This is a genomic window from Rhodococcus sp. 852002-51564_SCH6189132-a, from assembly GCF_001665495.1.
Lineage (GTDB): Bacteria > Actinomycetota > Actinomycetes > Mycobacteriales > Mycobacteriaceae > Rhodococcus > Rhodococcus pyridinivorans.
In genome coordinates this window covers 39,409-64,796 of the sequence record NZ_LZMJ01000084.1, presented here as the reverse complement: position 1 = coordinate 64,796, position 25,388 = coordinate 39,409, and the positions used below count along the sequence as shown (strand labels likewise).

Annotated in this window: 26 protein-coding genes and 1 pseudogene; 10 read left to right on the top strand and 17 right to left on the bottom strand. The window is 68.3% G+C overall.

What is annotated here, in order from left to right:
- Nucleotide 1: 1 nt before the first annotated feature.
- The 3 genes from A5767_RS20610 to A5767_RS20600 form a co-directional block, all read right to left on the bottom strand.
- Complete coding sequence (locus A5767_RS20610; RefSeq protein ID WP_064853042.1) at nt 2-439, bottom strand: MaoC/PaaZ C-terminal domain-containing protein; 438 nt, start codon at nt 437-439, stop codon at nt 2-4.
- On the bottom strand, nt 436-882 hold the full coding sequence (locus A5767_RS20605; protein WP_019290845.1) for an FAS1-like dehydratase domain-containing protein: 447 nt from the start codon (nt 880-882) through the stop codon (nt 436-438). Before A5767_RS20605 ends, A5767_RS20610 begins: the two co-directional genes overlap by 4 nt.
- Nucleotides 883-974: 92 nt before the next feature.
- Complete coding sequence (locus A5767_RS20600) at nt 975-2,036, bottom strand: alanine racemase (RefSeq protein ID WP_064853041.1); 1,062 nt, start codon at nt 2,034-2,036, stop codon at nt 975-977.
- Between the two features lie 14 nt (nt 2,037-2,050).
- Between A5767_RS20600 and A5767_RS20595 the strand changes: the two are divergent.
- From A5767_RS20595 to A5767_RS20580, 4 genes and pseudogenes are all read left to right on the top strand, one after another.
- Nucleotides 2,051-2,305, top strand: a pseudogene (locus tag A5767_RS20595) (hypothetical protein); the annotation flags it as partial.
- Nucleotides 2,302-2,943 carry a TetR/AcrR family transcriptional regulator gene (locus tag A5767_RS20590; RefSeq protein ID WP_064853039.1) on the top strand — a complete coding sequence of 214 codons (642 nt, stop codon included), beginning with the start codon at nt 2,302-2,304 and terminating at the stop codon, nt 2,941-2,943. The pseudogene A5767_RS20595 and the gene A5767_RS20590, both read left to right, overlap by 4 nt.
- On the top strand, nt 2,933-3,805 hold the full coding sequence (locus tag A5767_RS20585; RefSeq protein WP_019290848.1) for an alpha/beta fold hydrolase: 873 nt from the start codon (nt 2,933-2,935) through the stop codon (nt 3,803-3,805). The genes A5767_RS20590 and A5767_RS20585 overlap by 11 nt, the downstream gene beginning before the upstream one ends.
- Nucleotides 3,806-3,809: 4 nt before the next feature.
- Nucleotides 3,810-4,283, top strand: coding sequence for a nitroreductase family deazaflavin-dependent oxidoreductase (locus A5767_RS20580; protein ID WP_064853038.1), 474 nt, complete (start codon nt 3,810-3,812; stop codon nt 4,281-4,283).
- Between the two features lie 7 nt (nt 4,284-4,290).
- Here A5767_RS20580 and A5767_RS20575 read toward each other — a convergent pair whose 3' ends face one another.
- The 6 genes from A5767_RS20575 to A5767_RS24225 form a co-directional block, all read right to left on the bottom strand.
- The gene (locus A5767_RS20575; protein ID WP_202399481.1) at nt 4,291-5,061 is read right to left on the bottom strand and encodes an ABC transporter permease; all 771 of its coding nucleotides are present in this window, start codon (nt 5,059-5,061) and stop codon (nt 4,291-4,293) included.
- A 47-nt stretch (nt 5,062-5,108) separates the two neighbouring features.
- Nucleotides 5,109-6,281, bottom strand: a complete 1,173-nt coding sequence (locus A5767_RS20570; RefSeq protein WP_006553698.1) for an ABC transporter substrate-binding protein — start codon at nt 6,279-6,281, stop codon at nt 5,109-5,111.
- Nucleotides 6,278-7,018 carry an ABC transporter ATP-binding protein gene (locus A5767_RS20565; protein WP_064853037.1) on the bottom strand — a complete coding sequence of 247 codons (741 nt, stop codon included), beginning with the start codon at nt 7,016-7,018 and terminating at the stop codon, nt 6,278-6,280. The genes A5767_RS20570 and A5767_RS20565 overlap by 4 nt, the downstream gene beginning before the upstream one ends.
- Entirely contained in the window at nt 6,994-8,043 is a 1,050-nt protein-coding gene (locus A5767_RS20560) for an acyl-CoA dehydrogenase family protein (RefSeq protein WP_064853036.1), read from the bottom strand. Before A5767_RS20560 ends, A5767_RS20565 begins: the two co-directional genes overlap by 25 nt.
- Nucleotides 8,044-8,050: 7 nt before the next feature.
- A complete protein-coding gene (locus A5767_RS20555) occupies nt 8,051-8,566 on the bottom strand; it encodes a DUF4242 domain-containing protein (RefSeq protein WP_064853035.1) in 516 nt (171 codons plus the stop codon).
- A 114-nt stretch (nt 8,567-8,680) separates the two neighbouring features.
- Entirely contained in the window at nt 8,681-8,731 is a 51-nt protein-coding gene (locus A5767_RS24225; RefSeq protein ID WP_367880875.1) for a hypothetical protein, read from the bottom strand.
- A gap of 96 nt (nt 8,732-8,827) precedes the next feature.
- On the opposite strand from A5767_RS24225, the gene A5767_RS20550 reads away from it, so the two are divergent.
- A complete protein-coding gene (locus A5767_RS20550) occupies nt 8,828-9,463 on the top strand; it encodes a TetR/AcrR family transcriptional regulator (RefSeq protein WP_082937759.1) in 636 nt (211 codons plus the stop codon).
- Nucleotides 9,464-9,489: 26 nt separating this feature from the next.
- Here the strand turns inward: A5767_RS20550 and A5767_RS20545 are convergent, their stop codons facing one another.
- A complete protein-coding gene (locus A5767_RS20545) occupies nt 9,490-10,608 on the bottom strand; it encodes an energy-coupling factor ABC transporter permease (protein ID WP_064853034.1) in 1,119 nt (372 codons plus the stop codon).
- A 134-nt stretch (nt 10,609-10,742) separates the two neighbouring features.
- On the opposite strand from A5767_RS20545, the gene A5767_RS20540 reads away from it, so the two are divergent.
- Nucleotides 10,743-11,969 carry an acyl-CoA dehydrogenase family protein gene (locus tag A5767_RS20540; protein WP_033096324.1) on the top strand — a complete coding sequence of 409 codons (1,227 nt, stop codon included), beginning with the start codon at nt 10,743-10,745 and terminating at the stop codon, nt 11,967-11,969.
- A gap of 166 nt (nt 11,970-12,135) precedes the next feature.
- Nucleotides 12,136-12,888 (top strand): TetR/AcrR family transcriptional regulator, encoded by a 753-nt coding sequence (locus A5767_RS20535; protein WP_231913241.1) that lies wholly within the window; start codon nt 12,136-12,138, stop codon nt 12,886-12,888.
- Between the two features lie 3 nt (nt 12,889-12,891).
- Here the strand turns inward: A5767_RS20535 and A5767_RS20530 are convergent, their stop codons facing one another.
- Together A5767_RS20530 and A5767_RS20525 are read right to left on the bottom strand one after the other, a co-directional pair.
- Complete coding sequence (locus tag A5767_RS20530) at nt 12,892-13,704, bottom strand: alpha/beta fold hydrolase (protein ID WP_064853032.1); 813 nt, start codon at nt 13,702-13,704, stop codon at nt 12,892-12,894.
- Between the two features lie 22 nt (nt 13,705-13,726).
- The gene (locus A5767_RS20525; protein ID WP_064853031.1) at nt 13,727-15,262 is read right to left on the bottom strand and encodes an ABC-F family ATP-binding cassette domain-containing protein; all 1,536 of its coding nucleotides are present in this window, start codon (nt 15,260-15,262) and stop codon (nt 13,727-13,729) included.
- A gap of 193 nt (nt 15,263-15,455) precedes the next feature.
- Here A5767_RS20525 and A5767_RS20520 point away from each other — a divergent pair, with 193 nt between their 5' ends.
- The 3 genes from A5767_RS20520 (at nt 15,456) to A5767_RS20510 (ending at nt 19,885) form a co-directional block, all read left to right on the top strand.
- On the top strand, nt 15,456-17,225 hold the full coding sequence (locus A5767_RS20520) for a penicillin-binding transpeptidase domain-containing protein (protein ID WP_064853030.1): 1,770 nt from the start codon (nt 15,456-15,458) through the stop codon (nt 17,223-17,225).
- A 78-nt stretch (nt 17,226-17,303) separates the two neighbouring features.
- The gene (locus A5767_RS20515; RefSeq protein ID WP_024102066.1) at nt 17,304-18,983 is read left to right on the top strand and encodes an NTF2-like N-terminal transpeptidase domain-containing protein; all 1,680 of its coding nucleotides are present in this window, start codon (nt 17,304-17,306) and stop codon (nt 18,981-18,983) included.
- A 164-nt stretch (nt 18,984-19,147) separates the two neighbouring features.
- Entirely contained in the window at nt 19,148-19,885 is a 738-nt protein-coding gene (locus tag A5767_RS20510) for a sulfite exporter TauE/SafE family protein (protein ID WP_064853029.1), read from the top strand.
- Between the two features lie 21 nt (nt 19,886-19,906).
- Here A5767_RS20510 and A5767_RS20505 read toward each other — a convergent pair whose 3' ends face one another.
- The 5 genes from A5767_RS20505 to A5767_RS20485 form a co-directional block, all read right to left on the bottom strand.
- Nucleotides 19,907-21,379 carry a peptide MFS transporter gene (locus A5767_RS20505; protein WP_033096407.1) on the bottom strand — a complete coding sequence of 491 codons (1,473 nt, stop codon included), beginning with the start codon at nt 21,377-21,379 and terminating at the stop codon, nt 19,907-19,909.
- 129 nt (nt 21,380-21,508) lie between these two features.
- On the bottom strand, nt 21,509-21,889 hold the full coding sequence (locus A5767_RS20500; protein ID WP_006552707.1) for a DUF3054 domain-containing protein: 381 nt from the start codon (nt 21,887-21,889) through the stop codon (nt 21,509-21,511).
- A gap of 134 nt (nt 21,890-22,023) precedes the next feature.
- Complete coding sequence (locus A5767_RS20495) at nt 22,024-22,578, bottom strand: YceI family protein (RefSeq protein WP_039585015.1); 555 nt, start codon at nt 22,576-22,578, stop codon at nt 22,024-22,026.
- 89 nt (nt 22,579-22,667) lie between these two features.
- A complete protein-coding gene (locus A5767_RS20490; protein ID WP_228044692.1) occupies nt 22,668-23,789 on the bottom strand; it encodes a lysylphosphatidylglycerol synthase transmembrane domain-containing protein in 1,122 nt (373 codons plus the stop codon).
- 84 nt (nt 23,790-23,873) lie between these two features.
- On the bottom strand, nt 23,874-25,373 hold the full coding sequence (locus A5767_RS20485; RefSeq protein WP_039585012.1) for an adenylate/guanylate cyclase domain-containing protein: 1,500 nt from the start codon (nt 25,371-25,373) through the stop codon (nt 23,874-23,876).
- Between the last annotated feature and the right edge of the window lie 15 nt (nt 25,374-25,388).

Below are 25,388 nucleotides of genomic sequence, written 5' to 3'. Positions count from 1 at the left end.
GTCAGGACGAGAACGCGAGCCGGACCTGGGTCTTGCCGAGCACCCGCCGGTCGTCGACGGATACGGTGATATCGATCCGTGCGGTGCGCTCCGCCTCGTCGAGGTGGCCGACCTTCGCAGACACCGACAGGACGGCACCGTGCATCGGGTCGACCACAACGGGTCGCGTGAACCGTGTCTCGTAGGAGACGACCACGGTGGGATCGCCGAGCCGTTCCGTGAGGCTCTGCAGGGCGAGGGCTGCGGTGAGCATTCCCTGGCAGAGCACGCCAGGGAGCCCTTCGCCGGCCGCGACGACGTCGTCGTAGTGGATCGGGTTGAAGTCGCCCGAGGCACCGGCGTAGCGGACCAGATCGCTGCGGGTCACCGTCAGTTCGGTCTTCGCGATGACCGCACCGACCTCGAGTTCGTCGAATCGTAGTGCGGTGCCGAGTGTCATGCGTCGTCTCCTCGGTGAAGCAGTGTCGAAGTGACTACCGCGACCAGATCGTCCGTGTCGTCCCGGATCTCGCAGATCGTGGACAGGATGTGGTTGCCGGCGCGTTCGGTGACCTCCGTGATGGTGAGCGTCGCGGTCAAATCGTCGCCGGCCACGATCGGGCGCCGGTGCTCGACCTTCTCCGACCCGTGCACCACCCGGTGCAGCTCGAGACCGGTACCCGGCGTCTCCAGAAGCTGTGTCACCGACGGACTCTGGACGACGGTGGTGAAGGTCGTAGGAGCCACGACATCAGGGAAGCCGGCGGCCCGGGCTGCCTCCGGGTCGAGATGGATCGGATGCGTCGATCGGACGGCGCGGGCGAATTCCCGGATCTTCTCCCGGCCGACGAGATAGGACGTCGGCGGAAAGATGCGTCCGGCAAGGTCGGGGTTCAGCGGCATCAACGCAGCGTAGCGACGTGCGGGGAGGATCGGTGTCGTGTTCGTGACCTACACGCCGACTTCGAGGTGATCGTGTGGGGACCGTCTCGGGATCACGTGTTGCACCCTCGTGCCGCGACCTTCCATCGCTCGACTACCGCGTCGCCGGAGACCGTGATCAACTCGTCCGCGAGGTTCACGGCATTGCACACGTGGTTGGGGATCACCCGCATCCTGTCGCCGAGTTGTGGGCGGGTCGATGCCTCCGGCCACTGCACCGTCGCGTGATGCTCCGACAGTGCGGTGATGCGCGCGTCCGGTTCCCCGAGGATGCGTCCGTACCCCGTGGCCCACGCGGCTCGATCGGCGCCGAGCACCTTGGAACCGGCATCGAGCACGATCACCTCGTCGCGAGCGGAAACGACGGTCGCCAGGGCGGTCAGCGCGATGTCGGATTCGCTCACCGCGCCGAGTTCGAGTTGCTGCGCATCACCGAAGACGTACACGCCGGGACGCAACTCGGTTGCAACCGTGGGCACGTCGAGATGTGCCGTGGGGGAGGAACCCCCACTGATCACGGTCGGCTCGATCCCCGCTGCTCGTAGCGACGCCGCTGCTGCCGCCAGTGCGTCGGCTTCCTCCCGTGCTGCGCTGTCGGGCGCGTCGGGTGCGTACGAGTGGCCGGGGAAGGTGAAGACGCCGCGCACGTCGAGGCCCGCCTCGCGGGCCGCCGACGCCACGGTTCCGGCCTGTTCGGGCAACACGCCGGTGCGGTGGTGCCCGCTGTCGATCTCGACGAGCACCCCGATCACGGTGCCGGCGTGCTCGACGAATTGCCGGGCTCCGGTCGCGGAATCGATCCCGACCGTCAGGCGCACCCGGTCGGTCAACGCGCGCAGCCGTGCACCGCGGGCAGCGTCGACCCACAGCGGGTACGCGACGAACAGGTCGTCGAAACCCTCGTCGGCGAAGACTTCGGCTTCGGAGACGGTCGCGACCGTCAGGCCGCGGGCTCCCGCACCGAGCTGGCGTCGTCCGATCTCGGAGCACTTGTGCGTCTTCGCGTGGGGTCGCAGCGACAGGCCTCGTGAGGCGGCGGACTGCGCCATCCGCGCGATGTTGCGGTCGAGGATGTCGCGGTCGACGAGCAGTGCCGGGGTGGTGTCGAGGTCCATGGCCGAACCGTAGACCTGCCGGGCTGAACGGCGACGTCGATGCCTATCACGAGGCTCCGCTCGAGGAGTTCGGTGGCATCCGCCGCATGGTCAATCGCAACGACCGCGCGGTGACGGCGACGGCGGTCGCCGGCCGGGTGATCTTCCGCGACGGCGAGTTCGTGCCCGGTTACGGACATACCGTCGGCACCGGCCGGTTCCTGCGCGCCGGGGTGGAGGAGCGCGGACCCGCGCCGATGCGCATCTCGGCGGATGAGCCCGTCGCGTGAGTGCATCCGTAGTACGCCGTACCCAGCAGGAGCGCAGGGAGGAGACGATCGGCCGCATCCTCGACGCGACCATCACTGCCCTCGCCGAGCTCGGTTGTACCGCGACCACGATCGGTGAGGTGTGCCGGCGCTCGGGGGTGTCGTCGGGTGGGGTGTTCCGGCACTTCCCCACGCGACTCGACCTGATGATCGCGGCGGCCGACGCCGTCCGGGAACGCCAGTTCGCGAACTTCGAAGCGGGTCTCGCGGCGCTCGGTGACGAGCACGCGGACATCTCCGAGTCGCTGCGGGTGTGCCTCGAACTGCTGCGCACCGCCTGCCGGGCCCCGATGAACGCAGCCTGGTACGAACTGCTCGGCGCGGCGCGCACCGACCCGGCGTTGCGGGAGCATCTAACGCCGATGGCCGAGCGCTACCACGCCCAGATCGTCGATCTCGGCAGGTCGCTGCCTGTCGCGGCACGGTTCCCGGCCGACGTCTTCGACACCCTCCTGCTGTCGCTCGTGCACATGTTCGACGGCGAAGCGCTGGCGTCGAGGGTGCATCCGCAGCCGGAACTCGAGGTGCGACGGATCGAACTGATGGCCCGGATGTTGGCGCTCGTCACATCTGACATAAGTTCGAATAATGAGCAATAGTGGATCTGCTCCTCAGTGGTTCGTCGACGCCCTGGCCACGCCCGTCGAGACCGGGAAGGTCGAGGCAGCCGGTGCGACCATCGCCTACCGGGCGTGGGGCGAATCCGGTCTGCCGGGCATCGTGCTGGTCCACGGCGGCATGGCGCATTCGGGGTGGTGGGACCACATCGGCCCGCAGCTTGCCGCCGGACGTCGTGTCGTCGCGCTCGATCTGAGCGGTCACGGCGACAGTGACCACCGCGAGCACTACACCCTGGAAGCGTGGTCCGCGGAGGTCGTCGCTGCGGCCCGCGCCGGCGGTATCAGCGGTCCACCGGTCCTCATCGGTCACAGCATGGGCGGGATCGTCTCGTTCGCCGCCTCACATCTCCACGGCGACGAACTCGCCGGTGTGGTGATCATCGATTCGCCGATCCGCGACATGACGCCCGAGGAACTCGAGATGCGCGCGAAGGCCGTCGCGAACGCCGGACCGCCGAAGGTGTACGCCGCGGCGGAGGACGCCGTCGCCCGATTCCGCCTCGTGCCGCCGCAGGACGACGCCGAACCCTACGTGCTCGAGCACATCGCCCGCGGATCGCTGAAGCAGGTCGACGGCGGCTGGTCGTGGAAATTCGACAATCTCCGCATGGGACGTGAGGGGCGCCGTAGCCTCGAGGCGATGAGTCCGGGATGCGCCGTCGCCTACTTCCGCTGCGAACGCGGCATCATCGACGACGCGCTCTACGGGCGGATGGTCGACAATCTGGGTCCTGATGCGTTGTTGATCGATCTTCCGGCCTCGGGCCACCATCCGATGATCGATCAGCCGCTGGCCGTCGTCGCCGCAGCCCGGACGCTGCTGGCAGCCTGGGGGAGATGACCGCATGAATCCGCTCCGACCGGTCGCCGTCCGTATCGGAGCGTTGCCGTGGTTGCCGCGGTATTCACAGCCGATCATCGCGGTGGACAAGACCATCCAACGGGCCACGCGCGGCAAGGTCACCCTGCTCGCGATCGCGGGACTGCCCTCGCTCGTGCTCACCGTGAAGGGCCGCAAGAGCGGGGTGCCGCGGTCCACACCGCTGCTGTGTGTGCCGCACGACGGGGGATGGCTCGTGGTGGGGTCGAACTGGGGACACCCGAAAGCCCCGTCCTGGGCGATCAACCTGCGTGCGGCCGACCGGGCGCAGGTGCTGTACGACGGGCACGAGCACGCGGTGTCGGTGCGGATCGCGGAGGGCGACGAACGCGCGCGGCTGTGGCAGGTGCTGCTGCAGACGTGGCCGAACTACGCGCTGTACGCGAAGCGCACCGACCGGGTGCTCCCCGTCTTCGTACTGACGCCGCTCGAGTCCTGATCGCAGGTCAGAGCGGGCGGTCGGCTTCCTCGACGCTCACCGGCCTCCGCCGTTCGCGCAGTAGGTGCCGCGCCGCCCAGTCGAGCCAGAACCCGAGGAAACCGATCACGACGATCACGGCCATGACCTGGTCGTAGGCGAGCTGGTCGCGGGCGTTGAGGATCTGGTAGCCGAGACCGGACCGCACGCCGAGCATCTCGGCGGGGACGAGCACGACCCACGCGATACCGAGACCGACCCGCAGACCGGTCTGCACCTGCGCGCGGATGGCCGGCAGGACGACGGTGGTGAGCAGTTCGAGTCGCGTCGCACCGAACGAGCGGGCCACCATCAGATAGCCCTGGTCGATGCCGTGCACACCGGCCGCCGTGTTGATGACGATCGGCCAGATCGCGGCGGCGGCGATGAGGAAGAAGACGGGCTGGTGGCCGATGCCGAACAACGCCACGGCGATCGGCGCCCACGACAGCGGCGAGATCATCCGCAGGAACTGCATGATGGGCATCGTCGCGCGCTCGACCAACGGGTTGAGTCCGATCAGCAACCCGAGCGGGATGCCGAGCGTCGCGGCGATCAGCAGACCCACCAGCAACCGCCACAGGCTCGCGAGCGTGTCGGGCAGCAGGACGCCGCGTGCGAACAGGTCGACGATCGCCGGGAAGACGTACTGCGGGGCGAAGTCCCGCACGAGCGAATCCGGCGCGACGAGCACCGTCGTCACCAGCCACCACAAGGCGATCGCGATGACGATGGCGACGGCCTGGGGGACGAGGGGCAGCTGCCGGACGGTGCGGGCCGTCTCCGGCGCCGTGCCGGTCGGGGCGCTCACGAAGGATCGACCTCCTCTGTGCGGGTGAGATCGGCGGGAAGGCCGAAGGCATCGGTGCCGTCGACGCGGGTGAGGGATGTGCGGACGAAGCGGTCGTCGACGAGGTCGTCGTGCACCGTCGCAGGGTCGAGACGAGAGAGGAACCGTGTGTCGCCGTCGACGACGGTGTCGTGCATCGCCTCGATCAGTGCCGCGGTGAAGGTCGGGAAGGGGAACGGCTGGTACCCGATGCGTTGCGGCTGCCACTGCGGGTGCATCGTGCCGGCCTCGCGGTCGGGATAGGTGAGGGCCTTCGTGATCGCGGGCAATGGCTGCGGAAGGTATCCGGCGGACAACATCGCGGCCGCGGCCTGACGGTCGGCGCCGATCTGCAACTGGGCGGAGACCACCGAGTCGGTGAGGGACTGTACGGCGACGGGGTCGCGTTCGATCAGGTCCTCGTGCACGAGCAGGGCGCAGCACGCGTGGTCGCGCCACACATCACCGAGGAAACGGTGGATCCGCCCCACCCCGCGGACCTCCGCGGCGGCGTTGAACGGATCGGCGACGGTGAACGCGGCGATCGAGCCGTTCGCCAGGGCCGGGATCATGTCGGACGGACCCATCACGACGAGGCCCACGGTACGGGCGGACTTCGACGGCGCCTCCCGCACGACCGGTGTCAGTCCGTGCGCCCGCAACAGCTGTTGCAGAGCAATGTTGTGGATCGACCACCAGAACGGGATCGCCACCGTCTGACCTGCGAGATCGCTCAGGTCGGTGATGTGCGGGGCGACCGTCAGCGCCGAGCCGTTGGTGTGGTTCCAGCCGAGGATCCGCACGGAACTACCCAGGCTGTACCGCAACTGGACCGCCATGGGCATGAGCAGGTGCACGACGTCGACGCGCCGGCTGATGAAGGCTTCGGCGAGCGACGCCCAACTGCGGAAGAGCACCGGCTTCGCGGAATCGACGACGCCGGAGGGATACAGGCTCGACCCGTGCGCGACGAGCAGCGGCGCGGCGTCGGTGATCGGCAGGTAGCCGATGCGCAGTTGCCCCGTGCGATTGGCGCGGTCGGTGGTCGCGGTGCGCGCGAGGTCGATCGTGCCGGCAATACCCCCGGCTGCCGCGAGGCCGAGCGCACCGCGCATGAGGGTGCGACGGCTGAACAGACCCGGATCGGTCATGTCGCGGACAGCGACGAATCGCGGTAGTGCGCCAGGATGGCCGGACGCAGCGCGTCGCGGTCGAGCGCAGACATGCCGCCGAGCGCCCATTCCTGCTGCACCCCACCCGAACTCCCGAACAGTGCGATGCGGTCGGCGAGTTCGAGCGCCTCGTCGATGTCGTGGGTGACGAGGACCGTCGTGAAACCGAGATCGCGCGCGAGTTCGCCGAGCCACGACCGCAAATCGGAGCGGGTGGCCGGGTCGAGGGCGCTGAACGGTTCGTCGAGCAGCAGCAGTCGCGGACGCACCGCGACGGCGCGGATGACGGCGATGCGCTGGGCCTGACCACCGGACAGCTGGTCGGGGTAGTAGCCGGCGAGCGCGGAGAGGCCGAAACGCTCGAGGAGCGAATCGGCGTAGGCGGTGTCGAACCGCTCGCGGTGCGCGGCGAACCGTCCACCGAAGGCGATGTTCTCGCGCACGGTGAGCCACGGCATCAGGAAGGGCTGCTGGAAGACCATTCCGGTGTGCGGGCGGTTGTCGCCTTCGGTGTCGGGCCAGTCGACGGAACCGCGATCGAGGTGATCGAGACCCGCGACGATCCGCAGCAGCGTCGACTTGCCGCTACCGCTGCTGCCGAGCACGACGAGGAACTCGCCGGTCGCGATATCCAGGTCCACCCCCTGGAGGACCGGGCTACGACGACCGGCGAAACTCTTGTATCCGTTCGCTATTCGTACTGCGACAGTTCCCACCGAAGCTGTCCTTCCGACGGCGATTGAATGGGCAGGAAGGCCGCCTCACGGAACCGGCGGTTGGTGGCGCTGGCCGTCGCGTATCCGGCACCACCGCGCAGTGTCGCCTCGAGGCGGGTCGCGGCGACCGCCACGACCGAACCGTCGAGACGCAGACGGATGAACTCCGCGGGAGCGATCGAGGTGGGATCGGTGGCGAAACGGTACAGCCGCTCGCGCAGCGATTCGTAACGCGCCGAAAGCTCTTCGTATTCACCGGTGAACTGCTCGCCCAGTCCGTGCAGGCGGCCGGCCGCCTCGGTGAGCGACGCGCGTGCGATGCCGACGCAGAACGAGGTCTGCAACATCATGAAGGTGGGTCGGATCGAACCGCAGAAGTTCGCGAGATCCTCGGTGAGGATGTGCGACTGCGGAATCCGCACACCGTCGAACTTCAGCGAGGTCGACGACGTGGCACCGAGCGCGAGCAGTTCGGGTGAATCCGCGATGGTGATGCCCTCGGCGTCGGCGCGGACGACGGCGACGAGGCGATCACCGTCGGCGGTGCGGGCCGGGAAGACGATCACCGAGTCGGGAAAGACGTTGGACGCCCAGTGGATCGGGCCGGTGACGGTGATGCCGTCGTCGGTTCGTTCGGCGACGAGGGGGAGCTCGCCGAGACCGGCAAGATGCTTGAGCGCCGCGGCCATGGCGGTGACGCCGATCGTGCGGCCGGACGCGAGGTCGTCCCGGTAACGATCGCGCAGGAACTGCGGTGCGCGATCGATGTATTCGAGCGTCATGCGCTGCGCCCACAGCGAGAAGCCGACGGTGAGCGATTCGGCGGCGACCTCGTCGATGACCGCGACCATCTCGGAGAGACACTCCCCGCTCAGCCCCTTGCGGAGCAGGCCGAGCTCGCCTGTACGGGCGATGTCGGTGCGGATGTCGGTTTCTCCGCGATCGAGAGCAGCTGCGCGATCGCGTACGAACTCTGCGATCGCCGCGCGCTGTTCCTCGCTCGTCCGGTCAATGGCCGCGGTCATCGGATGCTTATCCTTCGAGGGAGTGGAGACGGTCGATGGGCGTGCTGACGACCTCGCGGGCGCGCACGACGGCGGCCTCGTCGGGGGCGTTGTAGAAGCACAGGCACTTGTCCATGTCCTCGCGGACGTAGGTGCGCAGGAAGCTCACCTCGGGGACGTCGGCGTACTTCGGTGAATTCGCCTTCTTGCGCGCGAGGTAGGTCTCCATGTCGATGGTGTCGGGGATGTCCCACTCGACGAGGTAACCGGCCTCGGGGCGGGTGGCCTTGATCTGGTCGAGCTCGGCGCCGACCAGACGGACCTCGTTCGGGCCGACGATCTCGGCGACATCGAGGGAGGCCGACTCGAGCTGGGCGGGGCGGCAGGCGTCGAACTCGGCGATCGCGAAGACACGCGTGCCGCCAGTGGTGACCTGCGATTCGATCAGTTCGCCGCCGGCGGCGACGACAGCATCGTCGAAGGCCTTGATGGCAGCTTCGGCCTGGCTCTCGGTGGGGACGAGTTCGTAGAGATACAGCGACATGGGGTCACCTTCCGGGAAAGCGGGTTGGAACTGTGACCGGTCCGGGCACGGCGGGGCGCCGTTTCGTCTTCGGACGGGGCGACTACGGCATGCGGCGCACGCAGACGAGGCCGGTCAGAGAGAGGAGCGACAACACGCAGCAGTCGACACCCGCACGAGATCCACGTGCAGGCGGCGAGTCAGAAGGCTGTGTGTCACGTGCTCCACCGTACTGTGAATAGAACGGTCTGTCTATCGCGCCCTGTCCGTTACTCTGGGCACGTGCGTACGTTCGTCGAGAGTGAATCGATCGGCACTCCGAAGGGCACGGCCGGTCCGAAGGGGAAAGCCGAGCGATCGCCGTCCAAGCCCTCACCCTCCACACGCCTGCTCGACACCGCGAGCACGCTCTTCGCCGAGCACGGCATCCGTGCGGTGGGCATCGACCGCATCCTCGCCGAGGCCGGCGTCGCCCGCGCGAGCCTCTACTCGTCGTACGGGTCGAAGGACGCACTGGTGCTCGCCTATCTGGACGACCTCGACCAGCGCGACCGCCAGCGGTGGCACGCCGCCGTCGAACCGCTCGACGATCCGATCGCGAAGATCCTCACCTTCTTCGATCTCGCGATGCAGTCGGCGCCGAAGAAGAACTTCCGGGGATGCCAGTACGCCAACGCCGCGACGGAATTCCCCCAGGAGCCTCTCGAACCGGTGCTCGCGCACCGGGAATGGCTGAATTCGACGCTCGTCGACCTGCTGAATCTCGCCGGGGCGACCGAATCCGAGGTGGTGGCCGGGCGCGTGCAACTGATCTACGACGGTGCCTTGTCCGGCAGCAAGTTCGAGCACTCCGTCGAACCGATCCGGCTCGGCCGCGACATGGCTGCAGCGATCATCGAGACGCATCTCCCCCGCTGACCCGGGGTCCGCGTCGACCCGTGGACTCAGCCTGCCGAGTTGCTCCGCTGCTGTGTGCGGCGCTCCGTGGTCGCGGAGATTGCCGGCCGCGGCACGAGAGCGCGGAAACACACGCTCGCCAGGACGAAGGTGCCGAGCGTTCCCAGCACCGCGGCAATGCCCGTCGAACCGGGACGGTCGTCGATGGTGTAGTCGGCCAGTGCGCTGTCGGCGAGCCGATGTTCCTCGACGTCCCGTGCCATGCAGTCGCCTGTGAGATCCTCGGCGAGCGAGTCGATCTCGCAGCCGCGTGAGGTGGCCACCTCCAGAGCGCCGGGGGTGTCGACGGCGAGCGGCGCGAGGATCCCCGCGACGACGAGCGAGGTGAACGCCAGGCCGATGAACAGCGTCCCGCGAGCGCGCGGACGCGGAGGCGGGGGCGGCGAGGCGGTCGAGTCGAGAGGATTGACCGGAAGCCGGGTGAGATGGACGGATTCCGGGGAGATCCGCGCAACGGCGAGCACGACGGCGGCCGTCACCACACCCTCGACCAGCCCGACGGGAATGTGCGTGGCGTAGAGGAATCCGATGTTCGACACCGGAACCGCAAAGGTGCCGCCGAGGGCGTACTCGACGACGAAACCCGTCACCGCCGCGAGGACCGAGACGAACCCTGCGACGAACGAGACCAGACCGAGCATGACGAACCGCCGCACCCCGTGGTGTTCGCACAGTGCGCGCAGCACCGTCGCGGCGAGGAAACCGGCGGCGATGGCGACGAGCACCATGTTCGTGACGTTGGCGCCCAGTGCCGACAGGCCGCCGTCGGCGAAGACGAAGGCCTGCACCACGAGGACGATCGTCAATGCGACCGCACCCACGAACGGGCCGAGCAGGATCGCCGCGAGCGCGCCGCCCACGACGTGGCCGCTCGCGTCCGGCAGCACCGGAACGTCGACCACCTGCAGGGCGAACAACAGGGCGCAGACCACCGCCGCAGTGGGCACCGACCTCTTGCTCAGGTCGCTGCGTGCGTACCAGGCGGCGATGCTGACCCCGATCACGGCGATGACGAAGAACCACGCGGACGCGCGGTCGGCGATCAGGCCGTCGCCCATGTGCAGGGCGAGGACGTCCGTGCCGGCGAACCCACTCGTATCGACCATCTCCGATGTCCCTCCCACCGACGGAGTGCTCTGCGGCGAAGGCTAGTACCGGCATCGGGGGAGGCGGAGCGTTTTCGAGAGCTCGGCGGGACGGGAGCCTGGGCAAAAAGTGAAACCCGTTCTATATTTGCGCCATGTACGAGTGGTCCGACACAGACCTCATGTTCCGCGATGCGCTTCGCGGTTTCATCGAGAAGGAAATCCGCCCGCACGTCGACAGTCTCGAATCGGGAGAACTGCCGCCGTACGACATCATCCGGAAGTTGTACGCGACTTTCGGCATCGACGAGATGGCCCGTGAGTCGCTCGAACGCGCCCTCGCGAAAGAGGAACGCGGAGAGAAGCCTTCGGGGTCGTCCGGTGGTACCGGCGGGTCGCCGGGGATGGCGGCGTTGCTCAATATCGAGATCGCCGGGGTGAGCCTCGGGCTCATCGCCTCGCTGGGCGTCAGCCTGGGCCTGACCGCGGGCACGATCCGCAGCCGCGGCACCCTCGCGCAGAAGAAGCGATGGCTGCCCGAGTTGGTGACCTTCGAGAAGGTCGGAGCGTGGGCGATCACCGAACCCGATTCGGGTTCGGACGCCTTCGGCGGGATGAAGACGACGGTGCGCCGCGACGGGGAGGACTACGTCCTCAACGGCCAGAAGACCTTCATCACCAACGGTCCGTACGCCGACGTGATCATCGTGTACGCGAAGCTCGACGAGGGCGACTCCTCGGTGGATCGCCGCGACCGCAAGGTGCTCGCATTCGTGCTGGACAAGGGCATGGAAGGGCTCACCCAGAGCCCGCCCTTCAAGAAGATGGGCATGAACTCCTCGCCGACGGGCGAGCTGTTCTTCGACAACGTGCGCCTGACCCGCGACCGGCTGCTGGGTGAGACCGAGGACGGCGGTCGCAGCGACGGCAAGGACAGCGCGCGCGAATCCTTCGCCACCGAACGTATCGGCATCGCCTATCTGGCCCTGGGCATCATCGAGCAGTGTCTGAAGCTGTGCACCGAGTACGCGAAGTCGCGGAAGCTGTGGGGCAAGGAGATCGCACAGTTCCAGTTGATCCAGCTCAAGCTCGCCGAGATGGAGATCGCGCGGGTGAACGTCCGCAACATGGTCTTCAGCGCGATCGAACGCACGCAGGCGGGGAAGCCGGTGAGCCTGTCGGAGGCGTCGGCGATGAAGCTGTACTCGTCGCGGGCTGCGACCGAGGTGGCGATGGAGGCCGTGCAGCTGTTCGGAGGAAATGGATACATGGCCGAATATCGCGTCGAACAACTCGCGCGTGATGCGAAATCGTTGATGATCTACGCCGGTAGTAACGAAATTCAAGTAACACATATCGCGAAGGGATTGCTCGCACAGTAAGCCCTGAATACGACCGCTCGAAATTAGCAAAAAGGACAATTTTCGGAGGGGGGATGACAATTCCCCCACTGTGTCGACTATTGTTCGCCATGAGAAAAGTTATGCCGGTCGCCGACGAGGGGAGCGACCGGTCCGGAGGGGAGTCCGAGCGGAAATCGGGGGAGCGATGTACGCGGAACGAAGGGACGGCGAAAAGCCGTCGGTCACGACGGACGGCAGGAGCGCTCGCGCAGAGCGCACCCGGCAGGCCGTCATAGAGGCTCATATCGCGCTCATCAGGGCGGGAGAGCTCAAACCCACAGGGGCGCAGATCGCCTCGCGGGCCGGGGTGTCCCTGCGATCGTTGTGGGGACACTTCGGCGACCTCGAGACATTGTTCGCCGTCACCGGCGCCGAGCTGATGCGGCGCCAGGTCGACGCCTACGAGCCGATCGATCCGTCGCTGCCGCTCGAGGAGCGGATCGACGCCTACTGCAGGCAGCGGGCGGAGATGCTCGAATACATCGCGCCGTTCGCACGGTCGTCCGAGATCCGGGTGCCGTTCTCGCGCGAGTTGCAGCGCAACCGCGTGCGTTATCTCGACCGGGCGCGATACGAGATCGGGGCGTTGTTCTCCGACCAGTTCGAGGGCGTCGACGGCACCGTCCGCACCCACATCGAGAACCTGCTGGGTGTGTCGACGACCTGGCCCACCTGGGTGTCGCTGCGGGACGTACTGCGTTTGCCGGTGCCCGAAGCCGTCGAGGTCATGAAGCGGTCGGTGTCGGCGCTGCTCGCGGAGGCATCCGGAGCCGGCCGGCAGCAGGCGGTGGCCCGTGCTGCGCAGGAGAAGGCCGCGGTCGCACCGCACCGGAGGGCGCAGCAGTCCCGGCCGGTGCCGGCGATGACACCGCGGGAACAGGTCGTCGTCCCGGCCTGAGCATCAGAGCGTGTCGGTCGGTTTCCGACCGGCGCGTGCCGAGAGAAAGGTCTCGACCGCAGGCAGCGCGGCCGAGACCGTCTCGGCATGGTCCACCCCGCGCAGGATCGCGAGTCGCGCACCGGGGACGGTGCGCGACAACGCGCGGGTGTCCTCCACGCGCAGGCGATCGTCCGACCCGACGACGGCGAGCACGGGCACGTCGATGCCGGCGAGCATCTCGTCGTCGATCCCCGGCTCCCGATCCGACCGGCGGAAATAGGCGGCGAGAGCCTGCGCGTCGTTCTTCAGGAAGGCCGAGCGCGTCGCGGGATCGACCGGCGTGCGACGCCGCTCCTCCCAGGCACGGACGAAACCGTCCATGCCCTCGCGCTCGAGCACGTCGACGGTGCCGGGGAAGAACATCGCGTCCATCGATCCCGCCTGGGGGCGTGCGCTCCCGCCGAGCAGCGTCAGACTCGACAGTCTGTCCGGAGCGTCGACGGCGAGCGCGAGTCCCGCACGGGCGCCGAACGAATAGCCGACGTAGTGCACCCGGTCGACCCCGGCCGCATCCAGGACGGCCAGCAGGTCCCCGACGATCGCGTCCATCGCGTAGGCGTCCTCGTCGTGAGGGGTGTCGCTGCGGCCGTGCCCACGCAGGTCGGGCATGACCAGCCGGAAATCCCCGCTGAGCGCCTTCACGTAGCCGAAGGCCCGCCACACCGCCGACGACAGGGCACTGCCGTGGACCAGCAGCACGGCCGGTGCCCCCTCGGGACCTGCCGTGGTGAACCGGATCCGGGTGCCGTCGGCGGGATTCGTCGCGTGGCTCATCCCAGCAGTATCGCCGAACGGCTCACCGCCCGAGCTCGACCGACCGATCCACCTCCACCTCCTCCAGGAATCGTTCGTCGTGCGAGACCACCACGAGCGCACCGCTGTAGGCACGCAGGGCCTGGGTCAGGTGCGCGAGACCGGCCAGGTCGAGGTTGTTGGTGGGCTCGTCCAGCAGCAACAACTGCGAAGCGGGATCGGCCGCGAGCACGATCGCGAGCGCGGCCCGCAGTCGTTCCCCACCCGACAGTGCCCCCACGGCGACCTCGGCGTGCCGGCCGCGGAACAGGAAGCGCGCCAGACGTGCCCGCACCTGCTGCGGAGTCAGGTGCGGCGCACGATCCTCGGCGTTCTCCGCGACCGAACGATCGTCGTCGAAGATGTCGAGCCGCTGCGGGAGCAACGCGAAGGGAACGTGGGGTTCCGCCTCGACGATGCGGTGCAGCAGGGTCGTCTTCCCCGACCCGTTGGGGCCGCGCAGCGCGATCCGTTCCGGCCCGACGATCTCGAGCGGTGCGTCCGCCACACGCCGGCCGGGTGGAACCGCGGTTCCGGGCAGGTCGATGCGGATCTCCGGATCGTCGCGCACGGCGTCCTTCGCGCGATCGAGGTTCTCCCGTGCAGTGGTCAGATCCTCCTCGTGCTCACGGCGGAATCGCCCGGCGGATTCCTGCGCCTGCCGTTTGCGCGCGCCCATGACGATCTTGGGTTCGCGCTTCTGCTCGTACATCTTCTGCCCGTAGCGTTGCCGCCGGGCGAGCGTGACGTGCGCCGCCGCCAATTCGCGTGCCTGGCGCCGCACGTCGTTACGGGCGTCCCGCACTGCGGCCCGTGCCGCCTCCTGCTCCTCCGCGACGATCCGTTCGTACTCGCCGAATCCGCCGCCGAACAGGCGCAGAGCCCCGTTGCGCAGTTCGGCGATCGAGTCCATGCGGTCGAGCAGTTCCCGGTCGTGCCCGGCGACGAGCACCGTGCCGGGGAACCGGTCGAGCGCATCCTGCAGGCGCGCACGTCCGTCGGCGTCGAGATTGTTCGTCGGCTCGTCGAGCAACAGCGCGTCCGGCTCGTCGAGCAGGCGTGCGGTGAAGGCGAGCAGCACCGTCTCCCCGCCGGAGAGCTGACCGACGGTGCGGTCGAAATCCCCGACGTCGTGCAGGATCCGGTCGAGGCCGACGCGATGCATGAGCGCAAGAGCGCGGTCCTCGATGTCCCACCGATCGGCTACGACCTCGAAGTCCCGATCGTCGAACGATCCTGATTCGATGCGGCGCAGGGACTTTCGGATATCTCCGATGCCGAGGACGGAATCGACCGGCACCGTCGGATCGAGGGTCACGTCCTGAGGGAGGTAGGCGACCCGTCCCCGCACCGTCGACGAACCGGAGGTCGGGCGGAGTTCACCCGCGATCAACCGGAGCAGGGTGGTCTTCCCACTTCCGTTGCGTCCCACCAGGCCGATCCGCCCCGCCGGGACGACGGCGTCGAGATCCTGCACGGCGATGGTGCCGTCCGGATGGGCGTAGGAGAGTGCGGACAGCGTGATACCGGATGAAGACATGATGGCTCCCGAAGGGTGAGGGTCGATTGCGCGAGTGCGCGGGGGACGGGACCTCTCACAGGAGCAACGGACTTCTCCGATCGACGGGTACGGGATGCGAACACCATGGTGAGCCCGCACCGTCCGGGATGCAACCGAATATTTCACCCCGACTCCTACCTGCGATAACAGGCACGGGCTCGAAAGTGCAGGCATGATCGGGACCGTGTGGATCCGACTGATCGGTATGGGAGTCGCGACAGTCACGGTGCTGTCGCTGTCGGCGTGTGCCCTCGGCCCCGATCAGCCCGAGACGATCGCGGAGGAGTTCGCTGCCGCTCTCGACGCCGGCGACGTCTCCGGAGCGGCAGCGCTGACCACCGATCCGGTAGCCGCGGAGTCCGCGATCGATGTCCTCTTCGCCGGCCTCGGCCACGACGACCCGACCGTGAGTGTCGCGGGGACGGGCGACGGCGACACCTTCGACCTCGACGTGACGTGGAACTTCGGGGAGGGCCGCGACTGGTCGTACCGCACCACCGGCAGCGCGACGGAGGACCCCGAGGCCGACGCGTGGCGGGTCCGCTGGGACCCCACGGTGCTGTCACCGGAACTGGCGGGCGGCGCGTCGCTGGAGTATCTGACCACCGTCGGCGCCCCGCCGACGATCTTCGACCGGGCCGGGCGGCCGCTCATGGGGGAGCAGGTCGTCACCGTCGTGAACCTGGATGCCACCGCCGATCCCGCCGCGGTCGCTCCCGTGCTGGCCACGGTCGTCCCGACGATCACGGCGGAGAGTCTCGCCGAGCAGGTCGCGGTGGCCGCCGGCGGCGCTGCGGGAGTGATCACGCTGCGTGAGGAGGACCTCGCACCGATCGAGGATCGCCTCGCCGCGCTGCCCGGCGTGACGCTCGTGCCGCAGACCCGTCTGCTCACCACCGAGCGCGACCTCGCCTCGCCCGTGTGGTCCGGCCTCGCCGAACTGTGGCAGGAGGGGCAGGACGCCTCGGCCGGCTGGGTGATCCGGCGGGTCGCGGCGGACGGCGCGACGAGCCAGGTCGCCGGCGAAGCCGGACCGGAGGCACCCGACCTGACCAGCACGATCGACCTCGACCTGCAGCGACGGGCCGAGGAGGTCCTCGCGGGTTTCGACACGCCCGCGGTGATCGTCGGGATCGAACCCTCGACGGGCGCGATCCGCACGATGGCCCAGAACGACGCGGCCGACGCCGAGGGGCCGATCGCCGCGACCGGCCTCTATCCGCCGGGGTCGACGTTCAAGGTGGTGACGACGGCGGCGGCGCTCGATGCCGGGCTCGCCGAACCCGACACCGTGCTGCCGTGCCCGGGCGTCGCCTCGGTCGGCTCACGAACGATCCCGAACGACGAGAACTTCGATCTCGGCCCCGTGCCGCTGCACACCGCGTTCGCGTTCTCGTGCAATACGACCATGGGGCAGCTCGCTCTGGACCTGCCGCCCGACGCCCTGCGCGCCACCGCGGAACGCTTCGGTCTCGGCATCGATTACGTCACGCCCGGTCTCGTCACGGTCACGGGTAACGTGCCGGTCGCAGACACCGATGCTGCCCGCGTGGAGGCAGCGATCGGACAAGGTCGGGTGACGGCGTCGCCGTTCGGGATGGCGCTGGTCGCAGCCTCGGCGGCGAACGGCCGCACGCCGGTTCCGACGATCGTGGAGGGGCAGCCGGCGACCGCGGATCGGGAGGCCGAACCGATGCCCGGGGACGTGCTGACGGCACTGCGAGAGATGATGCGCGAGACTGTGATCGAGGGTACAGCCGGCACGTTGCGCGACATTCCCGATCTGACGGGGAAGACGGGGACGGCGGAGTACGGTGACAACGTCGGGGCGCACGGCTGGTTTATCGGATCACAGGATAATCTTGCCTTTGCGGTGTTCGTGTCGGGGGCGGACGGCTCCGCCCCTGCCGTCGAGGCGGCGGGTCGATGGCTGAGGGGGTAGGACGCGTGGCGCAATTGTGATGTGTTCGTGCACAACGCGTGCTGGTATCTCGTGTGACTGAAGTGAAGGTTGTTACATATGAGATTTCGTGATTGGCGGGGGAAGCGGGGGCGCATCGTCGCGCTGGCCGTGTGCCTCGTCGTGGCTGTCGTCGCTCTGACGACGGTTGTGTTCTCGGATTCTCGAAGCGAGGCGCAACGCCTCGTCGACGACTTCGTCGCCGCCCTCGACGATCGTGATGCGGGCGCAGCGGCGGCCCTGACCTCCTACCCGAACGCGGCGGAGGAAACGATCTCGCAGATGTACGACGGTCTGTCCGACGGCACCGTCGACTACGACGTCACCCAGCTGGTCGAACTCAACGACGACTCGGGATACTTCACGCTCTCCGCCGGCTGGAATTTCGGTGAGGGCAAGGACTGGTCGTATCAGGTCACCGGTTCGGTGCGGAAGCTCGCCGTCGGCTGGCGTGTGTCCTGGGACCCGGAGGTCGTCGTCCCCGACCTGTCCGGCGGACGCACCGTCCACCACGTGCGCACCGACGCCGCGCCGCCGAAGATCTTCGACCGCACGGGCCGCCTCCTCATGGAGGAACAGACCATCAACGCCGTGGTGCTCGACCCGGCGGCGATGCCCGACCCCGTCGACACCACCACTCGTCTCGCGGCGGTTCTCGAGCCGGTCGCACCCGTCATCACCGCCCAGCTGATGCAGGAGCGGATGGCGGAGAACCCCGGAAACCGGATCACCGCGGTCAAGCTCCGCGACCAGGACTACCAGTTCCTCGAGGGCGGCATCGTGTCGATCCCCGGGGTCGAGGTGCTCACGACACCCACCCTGATCAGCGCCGATCGGCGGATCTCCACGCCGCTGCTCGACTCGCTGCGCTCGGCCTGGCAGCTCGAACGCGACCGGACGGCAGGCTGGGCGGTCACCCTCGAGGATCCCGAGGAGGGCCCGATCCAGGTGGCGGGCTTCCAGGGCCCGCCGCCTCCGGACCTGCAGGCGACCGTCGACTCCCAGGTGCAGCTCGCCGCGAAGGAAGCGGTCGTCACCGCAGGTACCCCGGCCGCGGTGGTCGCCATCCAGCCCTCGACCGGTGGCATCCTCGCCGCCGACGTCAACAACTGGGCCATGGAACTCGGTCCCGTCATCACCCACGGTCTCTACCCGGCCGGCGGCGTTCTCGATCCGGTCCGGCTCGCGGCCGGCCTCGAGCGCGGCGTCGATCCGAACGACGTGGGATCCGATGACGTCGCCTCGACCGCCCGTCGCCTCGGCCTCGGCGTCGACTACGACGTGCCGGGCTTCGAGTTCGAGACCTCGCAGATCGGGCACAACCGCTCCGGAGTTGTCCAGTTCGCCGGATCGGATTCCGACGAGAACCTGATCACGCCGCTCGGCGCCGCGGTGCTGGCCGCCTCGGTCGCACGGGGCAGCGTCGCTGCCCCGACGATCGTGCAGGGCCAGGAGACGGTCGTCCACGACGCCCCCGAGGCGCTGCCCGGTTCTGTGATCGACGCCCTGCGCGGCATGATGATCGACAACGTGCAGAACGGTCCGGCGTCCTTCCTCCGCGGACACGCCGGTCTCGCGGGTATCGCCGCGGCGAGCGGTGAGGACCGCTGGTTCTTCGGCTACACCGGCGGCGACCTGGCCTTCGCGGTCTTCGTCGCCGATGCCGACGGCGGCGACCGCGCGATCAAGATGGCCGACACCTTCCTGCGCAAGCTCGGAGAACCCCTGCTCGGGGAGTGATCGGCCGGAGGCCGGTCCATGGTGCGCTGATCGGCCGGAGGCCGGTCCATGGTGCGCTGATCGGCCGGAGGCCGGTCCATGGTGCGCTGATCGGCCGGAGGCCGGTCCATGGTGCGCTGATCCGCCGGAGGCCGGTCCGCGGCGTACAGGTACGTTGAGCGACCGTGACCGTCCTCGACCTGGCACTGCTCGTGGTTTCCGGATTCTTCGCGGGTGTCGTCGGGTTCGTCACCGGCCTGGCGTCGATCGTCTCGTATCCGGCGTTGCTCGCCGTCGGCCTCCCGCCGGTCGCGGCGAACGTCACCAACACTGTCGCGATGGTCGGTGTGGGTGTCGGGGCGCTGACCAATTCGGCGCGGGAGGTCGTCGACACCGGCCCCCGCGTGTGGTGGTGGACGCTCTACGCCGCGCTCGGCGGCGTGGTCGGCGCGGCTGTCCTGCTCGTCGCGCCGCCCGACTCGTTCGAGGCGATCGTTCCGGGTTTCGTCGCGCTCGCCGCTCTCGCGCTGCTGCTCCAACCACGCATCCGCACCCTGGCCGGCGGTCGCGACCTGCCGCGGGTGTTCTCCGTGGCGGTCTTCGTCGTCGCGGTCTACGGCGGATACTTCGGTGCCGGCGCCGGCGTCGTCTTCTACGCGCTGGTGCTTATCTGCACGTCCGAGCAGATTTGGCGCGCGAGCATCCTCAAGAGCTACCTGCTCGGCGTCGCCAACCTGGTCGCGGCGATCGGGTTCGCAGTCTTCGGACCCGTGCACTGGGGTGCGGCGGCCGCCATGGCCGTCGGCGCGTTCGCGGGTGGCTACTGCGGTCCGCCGCTCGTGCGGCGCATACCCCCGAACCTGCTGCGCGTGGGTGTCGCGCTCGCAGGGTTCGGGTTGGCGGTATGGCTCGCTCTCCGCTGAGCAGCGTCCTGTGCAGTGGTGCTACTGCACGCCGTGCATGAGCTTCTTGATGTGCGGCGCGAAGAGGGCCAGCACGATGCCCACTGCGATCGACGCTCCGCCGATCCACAGGTAGTACGGCACCTCGTTGTTCTCGTCGTAGAACCCCGCGAGGGTGCCGGCCATGGCCGTACCGCATGCGACGGACAGGTAGAACAACGCGACCATCTGCGTGTGGAAGTTCTTCGGCGCGAGCTTCGTCGACAGCGACAGTCCGACGGGGGACAGGAACAGCTCGGCGAAGGTGAACAGCAGCAGGATGAAGACCAGTCCGAGCAGCGGAGCGCTGTTGGGGCCGCCACCGGCCATGGGGATGAAGCACAGGAAGGCGATGCCCATGATGATCGTGCCTGCGGCGAACTTGATGGGCGACGAGGGCTGACGCGGTCCGAGTTTGGTCCACACGGCGGCGAAGACACCCGCGAACAGGATGATGAAGACCGGGTTGATCGACTGCACCCAGGACGGCGGGAACTCCCACCCGAACAGATTACGGTCCAGGCGTGTGTCGGCGTAGACGGCGACCATCGTGAACTGTTGCTGGAAGAGCGACCAGAACACCGCGCTCGCGATGAACATCGGGATGAACGACAGCACCCGGCTGCGCTCGACCGGCGTGATCTGCTTGCTCGACAGCATGAGGACGAAGTAGGTGATCGTCGCGATGATGGTCAGGGCGACGACGATGTCGGACATGTTGCTCGTCGTGACGAGGCCGGTCAGCGCGGCGACCGCGATGAGGACCACGGCGACCAGACCGATCCCGGCGGCTTTCGTGCGCGTCTCGGCGGGAAGCGGATGGGGTGGCACCTTGCCGATGTCGCCGAGATGCTTGCGGTAGATCGTGTACTGCAGCAGGCCGAGGAACATGCCGACCGCGGCGAGACCGAAGCCCCAGTGGAAGCCGTAACGCGTCTGTAGGAAGCCGGTGAGCAGCGGGCCGACGAGCGCGCCGATGTTCACGCCCATGTAGAAGATGGAGAAACCGGCGTCGCGTCGCGGGTCCTGCTCGTCGTAGAGATCGCCGACGATCGACGTCGCCGTGGCCTTCAGACCACCGCTACCGAACGCGACCAGCACCAGGCCGATACCCACCCCGACGAAACCGGGCAGCACCGCGAGCGCGATGTGGCCGAACATGATGAGCACGGCGCTGTAGAACAGGGTCCGTTCGGAACCCAGCAGCCGGTCGGCGATCCACGCCCCGAGAATCGTCGACAGGTAGACCGTGCCGCCGTAGGCGCCGACGATGGAGGTCGCAGCCCCCTGGCTGATCCCCAGCCCGCCCTCGGATGCCGAGTAGTACAGGTAGTAGATCAGGATGCCTTGCATGCCGTAGAAGGAGAATCGCTCCCACATCTCGACACCGAACAGGTTGGCCAGGGGTAGTGGCTGACCGAAGAACCGATGGTCGGATCGCGACCCGGTCAGAGTAGGTGGTTCCAGCGTGGACATGATCTCCACTGTTCCACCGCACGGGGCGCGAGCGCGAAAAATTCGCGTATCCCGCGGTCGCAGATCACACTTCGCGTGCGAGTGCGAGAGCTGCGACCGGAGGGTCGGTACTGGTCGGCCTCGGCGAGGTCAGTGAGCGTCGACCTTGCGGTGCTGGAGCAGTCCGACGACCACGCGCCAGCCCACCAGGAACAGGCCCAAGAAGATCGTCGCGACGATGATGAAGGCGGTTGCGGTGCCCTGACCGGTGACGGCCCGCAGCAGCATCCCCACGACGAGGGTGCTCACCCACACGAGCAGTCCGGTGGGAACGGCCGCGAAGGCGTCGAACTTGTCGCGGTAGAGCCACGCGGTGAAGAACCATCCGACGGTGAGGCCGCCGAGGAACGGCCACGCCGTTCCTGCGAGCCCCACGAGATCGAGCACTTCGTCGTGACTGGAACGACCGAGCACGGCGAATACGACGACGAGAACGACGTCGATCGCCAACGCCGGGATGTACTTCTTCACGGGTCCAGAGTAGCGGCGGCGCGGGGCGCGTCGGAATCTCCGGCGCGTGCTCTCGAGCACGATCCGGACCGGTAGAGCGGGTGGAACGCGGCAGCGCCCCTGCCGGAGCAGGGGCGCTGTCTGTGCGAGAGGGGTCAGGCCTGCAGGCCGGCCTCGATCTCGAGGGTGATGGTGATCTTGTCGCCGACGACGGCTCCGCCGCCTTCGAGCGGCATTTCGATGCTGATGCCGAAATCCTTGCGGTTGATGACGGTGGTGGCCTCGAAGCCGGCGACCGGGCCCTGGCCCATGCCGGGGTTGACGCCGTTGAACTCGAGCTTCAGGTCGACCGGGCGGGTGACGCCGTGGAGCGTGAAGTCGCCCGTGACGATGTAGTTATCACCGTCGGCACGCACGTCGGTCGAGGTGAAGGTGGCGACGGGGAACTGCTCGGCGTCGAAGAAGTCGGCGGAGCGGACGTGCGCGTCGCGGTCGGCGTTCTTGGTGTTGATCGACTTGACGTCGATCTCGGCGTTCACCGATGCGGTGCCGTCCTCGGCGACGGTGATGGCGCCGGAGAAGTTCTCGAAGGTGCCGCGAACCTTGCTGACGACGAGGTGCCGGACGGTGAAGCCCACGTTCGAGTGGACGGGATCGATGGCCCAGGTGCCGGTGGTCAGGCCGGGGAAGGTGGTGGTGGCGGTCGTCATGGTGGTCCTCCTCGATGGTCAAACTTTCAACTGCTTGTCGACAACCATGCCACCAAATAGTTGCATGCGCAACTACATCGTGAGGTGGATCACGCCGGCTCGGGATTCTCGACCGGACGACGCCGCCGCTCCAGGGCGCTGCGCTCGTGTTCTGCGCGCTCGGCGATCGGATCGATCTCGTCGGGTCCGTTGCCCCGGTACATCGCGGCGACGGTGGCCCAGCCCGCCAGGGCCACGAACGCGAAGCTCACCATCCGATACACGAAGACCGCTGCCAGCGACTGCGACGCGCTCAGCCCGGCAGCGGTGAGCGTCGCGATGAGGGTGCCGTCCACGAATCCGAGGCCGCCCGGTGCGAGCGGCACGCTGCCCACGGCCTTCGCCGCCGCGAACGCGATGAACAACCCCGCCACCGACGGGGAGCCGCCGACAGCCCAGCACGCCAGTCCGAGGCACGCGACATCGGCTGCACGGTGCACGGCCGACCACGCCACCGCGGCCACACCGTCGCGACGCGCGAGTTCGACGGACTCGAGCTGCGCGAGGGTGCGTTCGAAGACGTCGAAGCCGGTGTCCCTCGGCTTCCTCGTGATGCGGTTGACCCGACGGAGCACCCATGTGCCCGCCGCCTCGATCGACGTGGGGTTCTTCGCGACGTACCGCAGGCCGAAGATCAACGCGATCGCGCCCGCGAGCGACAACACGAGAGTGACGGGGCTGATCCGGCTGCCGACCGCGAACGCACCGATCATGCCCACCGACGCCAGGGTCACGGCCGCGATGACGCCGGAAACCGCGAGTTGCCACGAGGCGACCACGGGGGTCGCGCCCCACTTGCGGGTCTGCTTGTAGGTGAAGGCCGTGGAGAAGACCGGACCTGCGGGCAGGGTCACCGCCATCGCCGTGCTGCCGTAGATCACCGACGCCGAACGCCAGTGACCGACGCGCACCCCGCCGGCGCGGAGCAGTCGCTGCTGCACTCCCGCGAAGCCGCTGAGGGAGATCATCTGCGCCAGCACGGCCGCCGCGAACCAGCCCCAGTGCATCTCCGTGACCGCGCGCCACGAGTCGCTCATCGTCGGCCACAGGTAGATCGCCTCGACCGTCAGCAGAGCCACGAGGGCGATCGCCGACACCCACTTGATCCACCGGAACGAGCCCCGACGCGGCGTGGCGTCGGGGCATGGAGGATCGTCGTGCGGCTGCGCCACGCTGTTCACCGTAACCGACCGTCGGGTCACGAAGAGGGCGCTGTGGCCGTTCCGCGTCGTTCGCGGGTGTCGCGGGACGGACCGTCACTCGTCCGTCGAAGTGTCCGTCCCGTTCGCTTCTCCGGGGGCTCCGGGATAGCGAACCGGCCATGCGAGATGGGTCATCCGCCGCCGGCCGCGAAGCTGCACCTCGTCGCCGAGTTCCCAGTGGCTGCGCTCCTCGTCGTCCGCGAAGTACAACGCGCTCGACGACGCGAGAACCCTACTCGGACGCAGTTTCGCCAGCTCGGTCAGGCGCGAGGCCTCGTTGACCGGGTCGCCGATCACCGTGTACTCGAAGCGCTCCGCCGCGCCGATGTTGCCGGCCACCGCGAGTCCCGCCGACACGCCGATCCCGACATCGAGTCCGGTGATCTCGTCCAGAGCGAAACGCAGTTCGCGGGCCGCCGCGAGCGCCGCCGTGGGGGCGTCCGGCCGGTCGAGGGGAGCGCCGAAGATCACCAATGCCGCGTCGCCCATGAACTTGTTGACGAAGCCATGATGATGGTCGACCACCTCGACGACGACACGGAAGAACTCGTTGAGCAGTTCGACGACCTCGCTCGGCGGGCGCTCGGCGGCCGTCGCCGTCGAACCCACCATGTCGACGAACAGCACCGCGACGTAGCGCGTCTCACCACCGAGCTCGGTGCCGTACTGCAGGGCCCGGCGCGCGACGTCCTCACCGACGTGCTGACCGAACAACTCCCGCAGACGCCGGCGTTCGTCGGACTCGGCCATCATGCGGTTGAAGCCGACCTGTAGGCGTCCGATCTCACTGCCGTCGAACACCTCGACCTGCACTCCCGAGGCGCCGCGCTGCACGCGTTCGATCGCCCAGCGCAACTGCTTGATCGGGTCGGAGATCTGCGCCGACGTCAGCAGCGACAACACGAGCGCGAGACCGATCGACGTCACCGCGAGAGCGAGCACGGACAGGGCGAGCGCGTCGGCGTCGAAGTCGGTGTTGGCGCTCAACTGCGTCACGCACAGCAGCACGATCCCGGCGACCGGCATGAGCGTGCCCAGGCCCCAGGTCATGGCCAGGCGCGTGCCGACGCCGGGAGCCATCGTCCGGTCGAAGTTTCCCTCGCTCAGCGCCCGCGCGGCGACCGGCCGCAGGATGCGTTCACCGAGCATGTAGGTGAAACCGAAGGTGCTGGTCGCGGCCATTGCGACGGTGACCGAGACCGCCACCGCGAGCGACGGCATCTCCTCGGCGGTGAGGAAGACGAAGAGCACGCCGCCGAGCAGCCACAGACCGAGGTGCACGATCGCCTGTCGCAGCGGGGCGTGCAGGGCCGCCATCTGTTCGGCCCGGGTGGGCGGGCCGCCGCGGAGCTGCCACCGGACGACAGAGCGCAGCGTGATCGCTGCGGCGCCGAGGCTCACGATGCCGGCGAAGACCAGGTACACCGCGAAGACCGCGAAGTTGCGGACCCGATCCGCGATGATGGCGTCGGTCTCGGCGATGGGGATGCCGTACCGGACGAAGGCGAACACGAGCATCGCACCGAACAGGTTCGACGCGCCCATGGAGACCATGTAGAGCGGCCAACG